Genomic DNA, 12177 nt, shown 5'->3' with positions numbered 1-12177 from the left:
TTTTCATTGTAAGGGGTCACAGGCACTATGGATTCACTGGTCGTTCCAGGTCTGGATACGCTACGCCGCTGGCTGGATGAGATCGGCATCAGCTTTTTTGAGTGCGATTCCTGCCAGGCATTGCATCTGCCGCATATGCAGAATTTCGACGGTATTTTTGATGCCAAAATTGACCTGGTAGACAACGTGGTGCTCTTTTCCGCCCTCGCGGAGGTGAAGCCGTCCGCTCTGCTGGCGCTGTCGGCGGATCTCTCGGCTATCAACGCCAGTTCGTTAACTGTGAAGGCGTTTATCGATATTCAGGACGATAACTTGCCCAAGCTGGTGGTCTGTCAGTCGTTGTCTATCGGCCCGGGGGTGACCATGGAGCAGTTCGCCTGGTTCTTCCGCCAAAGCGAAGAGCAGATCTCAATGGTGATCCTCGAAGCCGGCGCCAACCAGCTGCTGTACAAAGGCGAAGAAGAAGAGCCCGCGGCGGAAAACGTGCAATACCATTTTCTTCACTAAACCTGCCTAAAATTAGCGCAGCCACTACCGCAGCGGCTGCGTATTACCCGCTTTTATTCTGCGTTTATCCTTCTCTTAAAGCATTATTCACCGCCATTCAGGCCGTTTTGGCTTATCACGTAGACCGTTATTGCATAAAAATTTGATAAAAGGCGTTTTTTTACCTGGGCTATAGCCTCTTATTCTGGCTACAGTTATTCTGGCGATGCTTCCAGTTGCGAGCAACCACTCCGGGAGAGATCCGCTCTCCTTTTCTCAGGCAATGAAAAAATATGCATGATTCTTGCATGCGTTGAAATGCGTATATTTGAGCCCGTAAATTAACGGGCGTTGAGAAGGATAAGAGATATGACCGCCTTTGGTAAAAAATGGTTAACAGGTCTGGTTACGGGTGCGCTGATGGCCGTCTCTGCCGGTTCGCTCGCCGCCGAACAAAAAACCCTGCATGTTTATAACTGGTCTGATTATATTGCGCCGGACACGGTAGCGAATTTTGAAAAAGAGACCGGGATTAAAGTCGTGTATGACGTTTTTGATTCCAACGAAGTACTGGAAGGCAAATTAATGGCCGGCAGCACCGGTTTCGACCTGGTGGTACCGTCGGCAAGCTTCCTTGAACGCCAGCTGGCGGCGGGCGTGTTCCAGCCGCTGGACAAGAGCAAGCTGCCCAACTGGAAGAACCTTGATCCCGAAGTGTTGAAGCTGGTCGCCAAGCATGACCCTGAGAATAAATACGCCATGCCTTACCTGTGGGCGACGACGGGCATTGGCTACAACGTGGATAAGGTGAAAGCCGTCCTCGGTAAAGATGCGCCGGTGGACAGCTGGGATCTGGTGCTGAAGCCGGAGAACCTTGAAAAACTGAAAAGCTGCGGCGTCTCCTTCCTCGACGCGCCGGAAGAGATTTTCGCCACCGTGCTGAACTACCTCGGCAAGGATCCGAACAGCAGCAAAGCGGATGATTACACCGGCCCGGCGACCGATCTGCTGCTGAAGCTGCGGCCGAACATTCGCTACTTCCACTCTTCGCAATATATTAATGACCTTGCCAACGGCGACATCTGCGTGGCGATCGGCTGGGCAGGGGATGTCTGGCAGGCGGCCAACCGCGCGAAAGAGGCGAAGAACGGCGTCAACGTCTCCTACTTTATTCCGAAAGAAGGCGCGCTGGCGTTCTTTGATGTCTTTGCCATGCCGGCCGACGCCAAGAATAAAGATGAAGCCTATCAGTTCCTTAACTATCTGATGCGCCCGGATGTGATCGCTAAAATCAGCGACCAGGTGTTCTACGCCAACGGCAACAAGGCCTCCACACCGCTGGTCAGCGAGACAATCCGTAACAACCCGGCGATTTATCCGCCAGCGGATGTGTTCGCCAAACTGTTCACGCTGAAGGTGCAGGATCCGAAGATTGACCGCGTGCGCACTCGCGCGTGGACCAAAGTGAAGAGCGGCAAATAATCTCTGACGGCCCGTCGAACACGGGCCGAATCAGATCTGCACTCGCCGGGAAATGGCAGCGCGCCCGGCGAGCAGAAGCACCAGGATGGTGCAATTGCACTGTTAAGCACGAAGTATGGCACCGGACCATATGGTGATCGTTTTTTTGCCGGAGAGCACCCGATTGAACGACGTAATGCCCCGCCCACAGGCGAAAGCCCCCAAAGCGCTGACCCCGCTACTGGAAATCCGTAACTTAACCAAGTCGTTTGATGGCCAGCACGCGGTCGACGACGTCAGTCTCACTATCTATAAAGGCGAAATTTTTGCTCTGCTGGGCGCATCAGGCTGCGGGAAATCGACCCTGCTGCGTATGCTGGCGGGCTTTGAACAACCGACCGCCGGGCAGATTATGCTCGACGGCGTGGATCTGGCGCGCGTGCCGCCCTATCAGCGGCCTATCAATATGATGTTCCAGTCCTACGCCCTGTTTCCCCATATGACCGTTGAGCAGAATATCGCCTTCGGTCTGAAGCAGGATCGTCTGCCTAAGGCGGAAATCACCGCCCGGGTGCAGGAGATGCTGGCTCTGGTGCATATGCAGGAATATGCCAAACGCAAGCCGCACCAGCTCTCTGGCGGCCAGCGCCAGCGCGTCGCGCTGGCGCGTAGCCTGGCGAAACGGCCGAAGCTGCTGCTACTCGATGAGCCGATGGGCGCGCTGGACAAAAAGCTGCGCGATCGCATGCAGCTGGAGGTAGTGGATATTCTCGAACGCGTTGGCGTGACCTGCGTGATGGTGACTCACGACCAGGAAGAGGCGATGACGATGGCGGGCCGTATCGCCATCATGAACCGCGGCAAGTTTGTGCAGATTGGCGAACCGGAAGAGATTTACGAGCACCCGACCACCCGCTATAGCGCCGAGTTCATCGGCTCGGTGAACGTCTTTGAAGGGCTGGTGAAGGAGCGTCTGGAGGATGGTCTGGTGTTGAGTTCGCCAGGACTGGTGCACCCGCTGAAGGTCGACCCCGACGCGTCGGTGGTGGATAACGTGCCGGTCTGGGTGGCGCTGCGCCCGGAGAAGATCATGCTGTGCGATGAACCACCGGCGGACGGCTACAATTTTGCCGTCGGCGAGGTGATTCATATCGCCTATCTCGGGGATCTCTCTATCTATCATGTGCGCCTGCAAAGCGGGCAGATGATCAGCGCCCAGTTGCAGAATGAACACCGCCATCGGAAAGGAACGCCCACCTGGGGTGACGAGGTGCGTTTATGCTGGGATGCGGATAGCTGCGTAGTGCTGACGGTGTAAGGAGAGGGCGATGAGTACCGTTGAATCCCCGTCAGGGGCGAAAAAACCGGGCGGCTTCGGGCTGTGGGCGGCGCGCCTGCAGATGGCGCATGGCCGCAAGCTGGTGATTGCGCTGCCCTATCTGTGGCTGATCCTGTTGTTCATGCTGCCGTTCCTGATCGTGTTCAAGATAAGTCTTGCCGAGATGGCGCGGGCGATCCCTCCCTACACCGAGCTGATGGAGTGGGCGGATGGCCAGCTGACGCTGACCCTCAACTTTGCCAACTTCCTGCAGTTGACTGACGATCCGCTCTATTTCGAAGCTTATCTCCAGTCGCTGCAGGTGGCGGGCATATCGACGATCTGCTGCCTGCTGCTGGGCTATCCGCTGGCCTGGGCGGTGGCGCACAGCAAGCCGTCGACGCGCAATATTCTGCTGCTGCTGGTGATCCTGCCGTCGTGGACGTCATTCTTAATCCGCGTCTATGCCTGGATGGGGCTGCTGAAAAGCAACGGCGTGTTGAATAACTTCCTGCTGTGGTTAGGGGTTATCGATCAGCCGCTGGAGATCCTGCACACCAACCTGGCGGTGTATATCGGTATTGTGTATGCCTATCTGCCGTTTATGGTGCTGCCGATCTACACCGCGCTGACCCGCATCGACTATTCGCTGGTGGAGGCCTCGCTGGATCTCGGTGCCCGGCCGCTGAAGACCTTCTTCCAGGTGATCGTCCCGCTCACCAAAGGCGGCATTATTGCCGGCTCCATGCTGGTGTTTATCCCGGCGGTGGGGGAGTTCGTGATCCCGGAACTGCTGGGCGGGCCGGACAGCATTATGATTGGCCGCGTGCTGTGGCAGGAGTTCTTTAACAACCGCGACTGGCCGGTCGCCTCGGCGGTGGCGATTGTCATGCTGCTGCTGCTGATCGTGCCGATCATGTGGTTCCACAAGCACCAGCAAAAACAGATGGGAGAGCAGGGATGAACGACTTGCCGGTAGTACGCTCGCCGTGGCGCATTCTGATCCTCGTGCTTGGGTTCACCTTCCTCTATGCCCCGATGCTGATGCTGGTGATCTACTCGTTCAACAGCTCGAAGCTGGTAACGGTCTGGGCCGGGTGGTCGACGCGCTGGTATAGCGAACTGTTCCACGATGATGCGATGATGAGCGCGGTAGGGTTGAGCCTGACCATCGCCGCCTGCGCGGCGACGGCGGCGGCGATCCTCGGTACCATCGCCGCGGTGGTGATGGTGCGTTTTGGACGCTTTCGCGGGTCTAATGGCTTCGCATTTATGATCACCGCGCCGCTGGTTATGCCGGACGTGATCACCGGTCTCTCGCTGCTGCTGCTGTTCGTGGCGCTGGGACATGCCATTGGCTGGCCGTCGGATCGCGGGATGTTGACCATCTGGCTGGCGCACGTCACCTTCTGTACCGCCTATGTGGCGGTGGTGATCTCCTCGCGGCTGCGTGAACTGGACCACTCGATCGAAGAGGCGGCGATGGATCTGGGCGCCGCGCCGCTGAAGGTCTTTTTCGTCATCACGCTGCCGATGATTATGCCAGCGGTGATCTCCGGCTGGCTGCTGGCGTTCACGCTGTCGCTGGATGACCTGGTGATCGCCAGCTTTGTTTCCGGCCCCGGGGCCACGACCTTGCCGATGCTGGTCTTCTCCAGCGTGCGCATGGGGGTCAACCCGGAGATTAACGCCCTGGCGACGCTCATCCTTGGCGTGGTCGGTATTGTTGGTTTTATCGCCTGGTATTTGATGGCCCGCGCAGAAAAGCAGCGAGTGCGCGATATCCAGCGTGCAAGACAAGGCTGAACCACCTAAAATCGGTACAGCAGCCTCCGGTCGGCGCCACCCTGTGGCGCCGTTTTCATGGAAGACATTACGTTGGGATTGTTTACGAAAACTCGCTCATCGCATGCCCGCCTTAACGTCCCTGCGCTGGTGCAGGTGGCGGCCTTTGCTATTATTTTGATCCGCGCTCTGGACCTGCTGATGATCCTCAATCTGTTGGGTCTGCAGGGGCTGAACGAATTCATACACCGCAGCGTCCAGACCTGGAACCTGACGCTGGTCTTCCTCGGCAGCCTGGCGCTGGTATTTGTCGAAATCTGGTGTGCCTTCTCGCTGGTGAAAGGGCGCAACTGGGCGCGCTGGGTCTATCTGCTGACGCAGATTATCGCCGCCGGCTACCTGTGGGCGGCGTCGCTGGGCTATGGGTATCCGGAACTGTTCAGCATTCCCGGCGAATCCAAACGGGAGATCTTCCACTCGCTGGTGATGCAAAAACTGCCGGATCTGCTGGTTCTGACGCTGCTGTTTGTGCCGGCGAACTGCCGTCGGTTTTTCCGCCTGCAATAACGGTGATACAATCCCCGCCCCTGGATTTTTGAAGGTCAATTATGCATTGCGCACTCTACGACGCCGGCCGCTGCCGCTCCTGTCAATGGCTGGAGCGGCCGGTCCCGCAACAGCTCGCCGATAAAATGGCCGATCTGCGCACACTGCTGGCGGCGATCCCGGTCGCTGCCTGGGGCGAGCCGGTCAGCGGGCCAGAGACGGCCTTTCGTAACAAGGCCAAGATGGTGGTCAGCGGCAGCGTTGAGCGTCCGCTGCTGGGGATGCTGCATCGCGATGGCACCCCGGTGGATCTCACCGACTGCCCGCTCTATCCCGCCGAGTTTGCGCCGGTGTTTGCCGTCCTGAAGCCCTTTATCGCCCGCGCCGGGTTAACCCCCTATAACGTCGCGCGCAAGCGCGGGGAGCTGAAATATCTGCTGCTAACCGCCAGCCAGCAGGGGGAGATGATGCTGCGCTTCGTGCTGCGCTCAGAGGCCAAGGTGGCCCAGCTGCGCGCCGCGCTGCCGTGGCTGCAGGCGCAGCTCCCGCAGCTCAAGGTGATCACGGCGAATATCCAGCCGGTGCATATGGCAATCATGGAAGGCGAGCAGGAGATCTTCTTCACCGAACAGCAGGCGCTGGGGGAGGTCTTTAATGAGGTGCCGCTGTGGATCCGCCCGCAAAGTTTCTTTCAGACCAACCCGGCGGTAGCCAGTCGGCTGTATGCCACCGCCCGCGACTGGGTGCGCGCGCTGCCGGTCCAGCATATGTGGGATCTGTTTTGCGGCGTCGGGGGATTTGGCCTGCACTGCGCGACGCCGGCGATGCGCCTGACCGGTATCGAGATCGCTCCGGAAGCGATCGCCTGCGCCAGACAGTCAGCCGCGCAGCTGGGGCTCAGCAATCTGCATTTTCAGGCGCTGGACTCGACGCAGTTCGCCACTCATGAAGCGGATATCCCGCAGCTGGTGTTGGTCAACCCGCCGCGCCGCGGCATTGGCGCCGAACTGTGCGACTATTTAAGCCGCATGGCACCGCCCTATATCATCTATTCCAGCTGTAACGCTCGCACCATGGCGACCGATATTGCCCGTCTTCGCGGCTATCGCGTCGAGCGGGTCCAGCTGTTTGATATGTTCCCTCACACCGCGCACTACGAAGTGCTGACCCTGCTGGTCCGCGAAGTTTAAACAAAATGTGAAGGCTTTGCGCCGCTGAAATCAGGTAAGCTTGGCGCTGCATGTTTTGTTATTGGTGGGGGGAATCTAATGGCCAAAACCATTCTGCTGGTGGAAGATGACGAGGATATTGCCACGCTGCTGCGGCTCAATCTTCAGGATGAGGGCTATCAGATTGTGCATGAAGCCGACGGCGACCAGGCCCTTGTCCAGCTGGAAAAGCAGGTCTGGGATGCGGTGATCCTTGATTTGATGCTGCCTGGCGTCGATGGCCTGGAGATCTGCCGGCGTATCCGTCAGATGACCCGTTACCTGCCAGTAATTATCATCAGCGCTCGCACCAGCGAAATGCACCGCGTGCTGGGCCTGGAGATGGGCGCCGATGATTATCTGGCGAAGCCCTTTTCACTGCTGGAGCTTATCGCCCGCGTCAAAGCGCTGTTTCGTCGCCAGGAGGCGATGGGGCAGAACCTGCTGATGGACGCCGGGCGCCTGTCCTGCCATGGCCTGAGCATCGATCCGCTGTCGCGCGAAGTGAAGCTGCGCGGCGAGGTGGTGGACCTGACGCCGCGCGAATTCGATCTGCTCTATTACTTCGCCCGCCATCCCGGTGAGGTGTTTTCGCGGCTGGCGCTGCTGGAGCAGGTCTGGGGATATCAGCACGAGGGCTATGAGCACACGGTTAATACCCATATCAACCGCCTGCGCAGCAAAATCGAACGTGACCCGGCGGAGCCGGACATCATTCTTACCGTCTGGGGTAAAGGCTATAAATTCGCCCCGATGTCGCAAGAGGTCGCCCCGTGATCCGCCGCCTGAGCCTCAGCCAGCGGTTGGCGCTGGTGGTGGTCTCCCTGCTGATGCTGTGCGCGGCGGCAGTATGCGCCGTTCAGTTACACAGCAGCGCGCAGTATGGCAACGCCATGGTGCAGCGCCTCTCCGCCGGGCTGGCTCAGCAGATTGTCGCCCGCGAGCCGCTGCTGGACGCCCACGGCGAGGTCAACCGACAAACCCTGAAGTCGTTGTTTGACCGCCTGATGACCTTTAATCCCAGCGTGGAGCTCTATCTGTTGTCGCCGGATGGCGACCTGCTGGCCGATGCGGCGCCGCCGGGACATATCCAGCGCCAGCGTATCGATATGGCGCCAGTGCAGGCTTTTCTCACCGGCAGTGCGTCGCCGGTGTATGGCGACGATCCACGTAGTCTCGACGGACGAAAAGTCTTCAGCGCCGCTCCGCTGCGCGTCGACGGGCAGCTGCGCGGCTACCTGTATATCATTTTGCAGGGAGAGACCTTTAATCAGCTGGCGGCCGACGCCTGGCAAAAAACGCTGTGGAGCATTGTTCTGTGGACGCTGCTGCTGGTGGCCCTGTTTGGCCTTCTGACAGGGGGGCTGGCATGGTTCTGGGTCACCCGGCCGGTCCGCCAGCTCACCGCCCAGGTCGCGGCGAGCGGCCAGGACAGCATCAGCGCCATCAAAACCCTGGCGGCCCGCACGCCGGAGCCCCTGCCTGGTAACGAGGTGGCGGTGCTCGAGAATCGCTTTATTGACCTTGCGCAGCAGATAGCCGGCCAGTGGGATCGGCTGGCCGACAGCGACCGCCAGCGCCGCGAATTTGTGGCCAATATCTCCCATGATTTGCGTACGCCGCTCACCTCGCTGCTGGGGTATCTGGAAACGCTGACGCTGAAGGATGAACGGCTGACCGCCGAGGAGCGCAGGCAATATCTCACCATCGCCCTGCGTCAGGGCAACAAAGTGCGCCATCTCTCGCAGCAGCTGTTTGAGCTGGCGCGACTGGAGCACGGGAGCATTAAGCCGCAGCGCGAGCGTTTTGCGATGGGGGAGCTGATCTCCGATGTCGCGCAGAAGTTTGAATTAACTGCCCGCACGCGCGAGGTGAACCTGCGTATTGATGTGCCGGGACCGCTGCCGCTGATTAACGCCGATGTGTCGATGATTGAGAGGGTGGTGACCAACCTGCTCGATAACGCGATGCGGCATACGCCCGTCGGCGGGGAGATCCGTCTGGCGGTCTGGCAGGAGGATCAACAGCTCCAGGTGGAAGTGGCCGACAACGGAACGGGCGTCGATGCCGCGCTGCGCGACGATCTGTTCCAGCGGCCGTCGGCGTTGTCTACCCAGGCATCGCGGGAGGAGCGCGGCGGGTTAGGGCTACTGATTGTGAAACGAATGCTGGAGTTGCACGGGGGCGGTATCAGACTGGTGGAGTCGGTAAGCGGGGCGCGGTTCAGGTTCTTCGTGCCACTTTAAGACATTGCCGGATGGCGGATACGCCTTACCCGGCTACGGGGGAAGAGTAGGCCGGGTAAGCGCAGTGCCACCCGGCAAAAAATTTACTCCGGGAACCATTGGTTGCTGATTTTCTGGTAGGTACCGTCGGCCTTAATCGCTTTCAGCGCGGCGTTCAGTTTCTCCAGCAGCGCCTTGTTATCCGGGCGCACGGCAATGCCGAGTCCGGTGCCGAAGTATTGCGGATCCGTCACTTTCGGCGTGGCTGCGCCCAACTGCGGGTTGGTTTTCAGCCACTCGTTGACCACTGCGGTATCGCCGAACACGCCGTCGATACGGCCATTTTTCAGATCGATAATCGCATTCTGGTAGCTGTCATAGGCGACGGTCTTCACCTCAGGATGTTTATCCTGCAGATATTTCTGGTGGGTGGTGCCGTTTTCCATGCCGATCCGTTTGCCTTTCAGGTCATCGAAGGAATGGAACGCGTCTTTTTTGGCGATCACCAGCGCCGAGTTGGCGTAGTACGGGTCGGTGAAGGCCACTTGCTTGCTGCGTTCCGGCGTAATATCCATTCCGGAAATCACCGCATCATATTTCTTGAACTTCAGTGCCGGGATCAGGCTGTCAAAAGCGTGGTTGGTAAAGGTACATTCTGCCTGCATTTGTTTGCACAGCGCTTTGGCCAGGTCGAGATCGAAACCAACAATCTGATTATTGGCATCCATCGATTCAAACGGCGGATAGGTTGCGGACACGCCGAAGCTGATTTTCTCTGCGGCGGCAGCGCCGAAGGTGAACGTGGTGAGCAGTGCAGCCAGAACTAACTTTTTCATCGTGGAACTCCCGTCTGTCAATCTTATGATTATTCGCCGTGTCTGCGGCATAGAGTGACAATGCCATTAAATGAATTTATATGCAATAAATATGATTAAATATTTTTAATAGCATAAAAAAAGACGGACAGGTGTTAGACTTGTCCGTCTTGTTGTCTGCTTTTTATGCAATAAGGCTCAGGCGCTAGTTACGTCGCTCGAAGGCCAGCGCTTTACGTTCCACCAGGCGCATCAGCAGCGTCAGCAGTCCGTTGACGATGAGATAGATAATCCCGGCGGCGCCGAACACCATCACGTCGTAGGTGCGTCCGTACAGCAGCTGGCCGTGGCCCATTACTTCCATCAGGGTGATGGTGTAGGCCAGAGAGGTACTCTTGAAAACCAGCACCACTTCGTTGGAATAGGACGACAGCGCACGCTTAAAGGCATACGGCAGCAGGATCGCCAGGGTATCCTTTTTACTCATCCCCAGCGCGCTGCACGACTGCCATTGCCCGTCGGGGATCGCCCGGATGGCGCCATAAAACAACTGAGTGGTGTAGGCGGCGCTGTTGAGCGACAGGGCGATCAGCGCGCACAGCCACGGTTCAGAGATAAGATGCCACAGCCACGGATAATCCTGCAGCGAAGGAAACTGTCCGGGGCCGTAGTAAATCAGGAAGATCTGCACCAGCAGCGGCGTACCGGTAAACAGGGTGATATAGCCGCGGACTATCCACACCAGCCCCGGCGTCTTCAGCGTCAGGATAATGGTAAAAATCAGCGACAGGATCAGCGCCACGATAATCGACGCCACGGTCAGCGTCAGGCTGGTATGAAGCCCTTTCAGCAGTTCGGGTAAGTAGTCGAGCATCAGCCTGGTCTCCGTTCGAAGCGCGTCGCACGCTGGTCAATCCGCTTAAGGATGTATTGACTCAACAGGGTGATGACGAGATAGATTGCCGCCGCAATGATATACCAGTTAAAGGGTTCCTGAGTGCGGGTGGCGATGCTTTTGGTCTGCAGCATCAGATCGTTGACGCTGATCAGGCTCACCAGCGCGGTGTCCTTCAGCAGCACCAGCCACTGGTTACCGAGGCCAGGCAGAGCATGGCGCCACATCTGCGGCATCACCAGACGGAAGAATATAGCCGCTTTCGACAGCCCCAGCGCCTGGCCGGACTCCCACTGACCCTGCGGAACGGCTTTCAGCGCGCCGCGCAGCGTTTGCGAGGCGTAGGCGGCATACAGCAGCGACAGGGCGATCGCCCCGCAGAGGAACGGACTGACGTCAAAGTTCTCAATCTGCATCTGCACCGGGATCTGCGTGAACCCGAGCGGGATGGTAAAACCGTCAGAGAGCGTCAGCAGCAGCTGGGAAGAGCCGAAATAGATAAACAGCACCACCAGAATTTCCGGTAGTCCGCGCAGGATGGTCACAATGCCGGTTGCAAGCCAGGCTACCGGGCGCCATTTCACTGACTCCAGTACCGCAAAGAGCATCGCCAGGACCAGGCCGATGACGAGCGCGCAAACGGCAAGGCCGACGGTCATCCCGGCGGCGCTTGCTAATGGGAAAATTTCGTTCATTCAGTCTTACTTCTGGAACCATTTGTTATAGATGGTCTGGTAAGTGCCGTCTTTCTTCACTTTTTCCAGCGCAGCGTTAAATTTCTGCTGCAGGTCGGTGTTGCCCTGACGTACGGCAATGCCCAGCCCGGTGCCGAAATAGGCTTTGTCGGTCACTTTATCGCCCACGGCCGCCAGCTTCGGATTGCTCTTCAGCCATTCGGTCACCACGGCGGTATCGCCAAAGACCGCGTCAATACGACCATTCTGCAGATCGAGCTTCGCATTCTGGTAGCTGTCGTAAGGAACGGTAGTAATTTCCGGATGTTTATCGGTGATGAATTTCTGGTGGGTGGTGCCGTTCTGCACGCCCACTTTTTTGCCCTTCAGCTGGTCAATGCTGGTGAACTTACCCTGCTGACCGACGAACAGCGCCGAGTTGTCATAATACGGGGTAGAGAACAGCACCTGCTTTTCACGCTCCGGCGTGATGTCCATCCCGGCCATGACCGCGTCGAAACGGCGGAATTTCAGTCCCGGGATCAGGCTGTCAAAGGCCTGGTTGGTGAAGGTACAGGTGGCGTCAATCTCTTTACACAGCGCATTCGCCAGATCGACATCGAAACCGACGATCTGGTTGTTGGCGTCCACCAGCTCAAACGGAGGGTAGGAGGCCTCGGTGGCGAAACGAATGGTCTGCGCGGCGGAAGCGGAGAGGCTCATGCCTGCGAGCAGGGCGGCAATCAGTACTTTTTTCATCGTCA

Annotated in this window: 13 protein-coding genes; 9 read left to right on the top strand and 4 right to left on the bottom strand. The window is 58.2% G+C overall.

The features are described from left to right. The first annotated feature begins 27 nt into the window (after positions 1–27). From R0140_RS18680 to R0140_RS18640, 9 genes are all read left to right on the top strand, one after another. A complete protein-coding gene (locus tag R0140_RS18680) occupies positions 28–507 on the top strand; it encodes a type III secretion system chaperone family protein (RefSeq protein WP_002896365.1) in 480 nt (159 codons plus the stop codon). Between the two features lie 348 nt (positions 508–855). Continuing rightward, positions 856–1968 carry a spermidine/putrescine ABC transporter substrate-binding protein PotF gene (potF, locus tag R0140_RS18675; protein ID WP_002896368.1) on the top strand — a complete coding sequence of 371 codons (1113 nt, stop codon included), beginning with the start codon at positions 856–858 and terminating at the stop codon, positions 1966–1968. A gap of 163 nt (positions 1969–2131) precedes the next feature. Continuing rightward, positions 2132–3265, top strand: coding sequence for a putrescine ABC transporter ATP-binding subunit PotG (potG, locus tag R0140_RS18670; protein ID WP_012542348.1), 1134 nt, complete (start codon positions 2132–2134; stop codon positions 3263–3265). Positions 3266–3275: 10 nt separating this feature from the next. After that, positions 3276–4229 carry a putrescine ABC transporter permease PotH gene (gene potH, locus R0140_RS18665; protein ID WP_008805816.1) on the top strand — a complete coding sequence of 318 codons (954 nt, stop codon included), beginning with the start codon at positions 3276–3278 and terminating at the stop codon, positions 4227–4229. Beyond that, complete coding sequence (gene potI, locus R0140_RS18660) at positions 4226–5071, top strand: putrescine ABC transporter permease PotI (RefSeq protein WP_002896372.1); 846 nt, start codon at positions 4226–4228, stop codon at positions 5069–5071. Before potH ends, potI begins: the two co-directional genes overlap by 4 nt. A gap of 57 nt (positions 5072–5128) precedes the next feature. After that, a complete protein-coding gene (locus tag R0140_RS18655; protein ID WP_008805817.1) occupies positions 5129–5617 on the top strand; it encodes a YbjO family protein in 489 nt (162 codons plus the stop codon). Between the two features lie 41 nt (positions 5618–5658). Further along, the gene (rlmC, locus tag R0140_RS18650; protein WP_023297308.1) at positions 5659–6786 is read left to right on the top strand and encodes a 23S rRNA (uracil(747)-C(5))-methyltransferase RlmC; all 1128 of its coding nucleotides are present in this window, start codon (positions 5659–5661) and stop codon (positions 6784–6786) included. Positions 6787–6864: 78 nt separating this feature from the next. Continuing rightward, positions 6865–7581 carry a response regulator transcription factor gene (locus tag R0140_RS18645; protein ID WP_012542345.1) on the top strand — a complete coding sequence of 239 codons (717 nt, stop codon included), beginning with the start codon at positions 6865–6867 and terminating at the stop codon, positions 7579–7581. Continuing rightward, a complete protein-coding gene (locus R0140_RS18640; RefSeq protein WP_032753938.1) occupies positions 7578–9050 on the top strand; it encodes a sensor histidine kinase in 1473 nt (490 codons plus the stop codon). Before R0140_RS18645 ends, R0140_RS18640 begins: the two co-directional genes overlap by 4 nt. Positions 9051–9133: 83 nt before the next feature. Here R0140_RS18640 and artJ read toward each other — a convergent pair whose 3' ends face one another. The 4 genes from artJ to artI all read right to left on the bottom strand — a co-directional run bounded on the left by artJ (position 9134) and on the right by artI (position 12172). After that, entirely contained in the window at positions 9134–9865 is a 732-nt protein-coding gene (artJ, locus tag R0140_RS18635) for an arginine ABC transporter substrate-binding protein ArtJ (RefSeq protein ID WP_008805821.1), read from the bottom strand. A 184-nt stretch (positions 9866–10049) separates the two neighbouring features. Further along, positions 10050–10718, bottom strand: a complete 669-nt coding sequence (artM, locus tag R0140_RS18630; protein WP_008805822.1) for an arginine ABC transporter permease ArtM — start codon at positions 10716–10718, stop codon at positions 10050–10052. Then, the gene (gene artQ / locus R0140_RS18625; protein WP_002896386.1) at positions 10718–11434 is read right to left on the bottom strand and encodes an arginine ABC transporter permease ArtQ; all 717 of its coding nucleotides are present in this window, start codon (positions 11432–11434) and stop codon (positions 10718–10720) included. Before artQ ends, artM begins: the two co-directional genes overlap by 1 nt. 6 nt (positions 11435–11440) lie before the next feature. Beyond that, positions 11441–12172 (bottom strand): arginine ABC transporter substrate-binding protein ArtI, encoded by a 732-nt coding sequence (gene artI / locus R0140_RS18620; protein WP_002896390.1) that lies wholly within the window; start codon positions 12170–12172, stop codon positions 11441–11443. Positions 12173–12177 lie beyond the last annotated feature (5 nt).

This window comes from Klebsiella sp. w6, from assembly GCF_033100215.1.
In the GTDB taxonomy this organism is placed as follows: Bacteria; Pseudomonadota; Gammaproteobacteria; order Enterobacterales; family Enterobacteriaceae; genus Klebsiella; species Klebsiella variicola.
The sequence above is the reverse complement of the archived record's forward strand: the minus strand, read 5'-3'. Positions and strand labels throughout refer to the sequence as shown.

Coding starts and splice junctions, on each gene's coding strand:
- R0140_RS18680 (WP_002896365.1), top strand. CDS start 28: ATGGATTCACTGGTCGTTCCAGGTCTGGATACGCTACGCCGCTGGCTG.
- potF (WP_002896368.1), top strand. CDS start 856: ATGACCGCCTTTGGTAAAAAATGGTTAACAGGTCTGGTTACGGGTGCG.
- potH (WP_008805816.1), top strand. CDS start 3,276: ATGAGTACCGTTGAATCCCCGTCAGGGGCGAAAAAACCGGGCGGCTTC.
- potI (WP_002896372.1), top strand. CDS start 4,226: ATGAACGACTTGCCGGTAGTACGCTCGCCGTGGCGCATTCTGATCCTC.
- R0140_RS18655 (WP_008805817.1), top strand. CDS start 5,129: ATGGAAGACATTACGTTGGGATTGTTTACGAAAACTCGCTCATCGCAT.
- rlmC (WP_023297308.1), top strand. CDS start 5,659: ATGCATTGCGCACTCTACGACGCCGGCCGCTGCCGCTCCTGTCAATGG.
- R0140_RS18645 (WP_012542345.1), top strand. CDS start 6,865: ATGGCCAAAACCATTCTGCTGGTGGAAGATGACGAGGATATTGCCACG.
- artJ (WP_008805821.1), bottom strand. CDS start 9,865: ATGAAAAAGTTAGTTCTGGCTGCACTGCTCACCACGTTCACCTTCGGC.
- artM (WP_008805822.1), bottom strand. CDS start 10,718: ATGCTCGACTACTTACCCGAACTGCTGAAAGGGCTTCATACCAGCCTG.
- artQ (WP_002896386.1), bottom strand. CDS start 11,434: ATGAACGAAATTTTCCCATTAGCAAGCGCCGCCGGGATGACCGTCGGC.
- artI (WP_002896390.1), bottom strand. CDS start 12,172: ATGAAAAAAGTACTGATTGCCGCCCTGCTCGCAGGCATGAGCCTCTCC.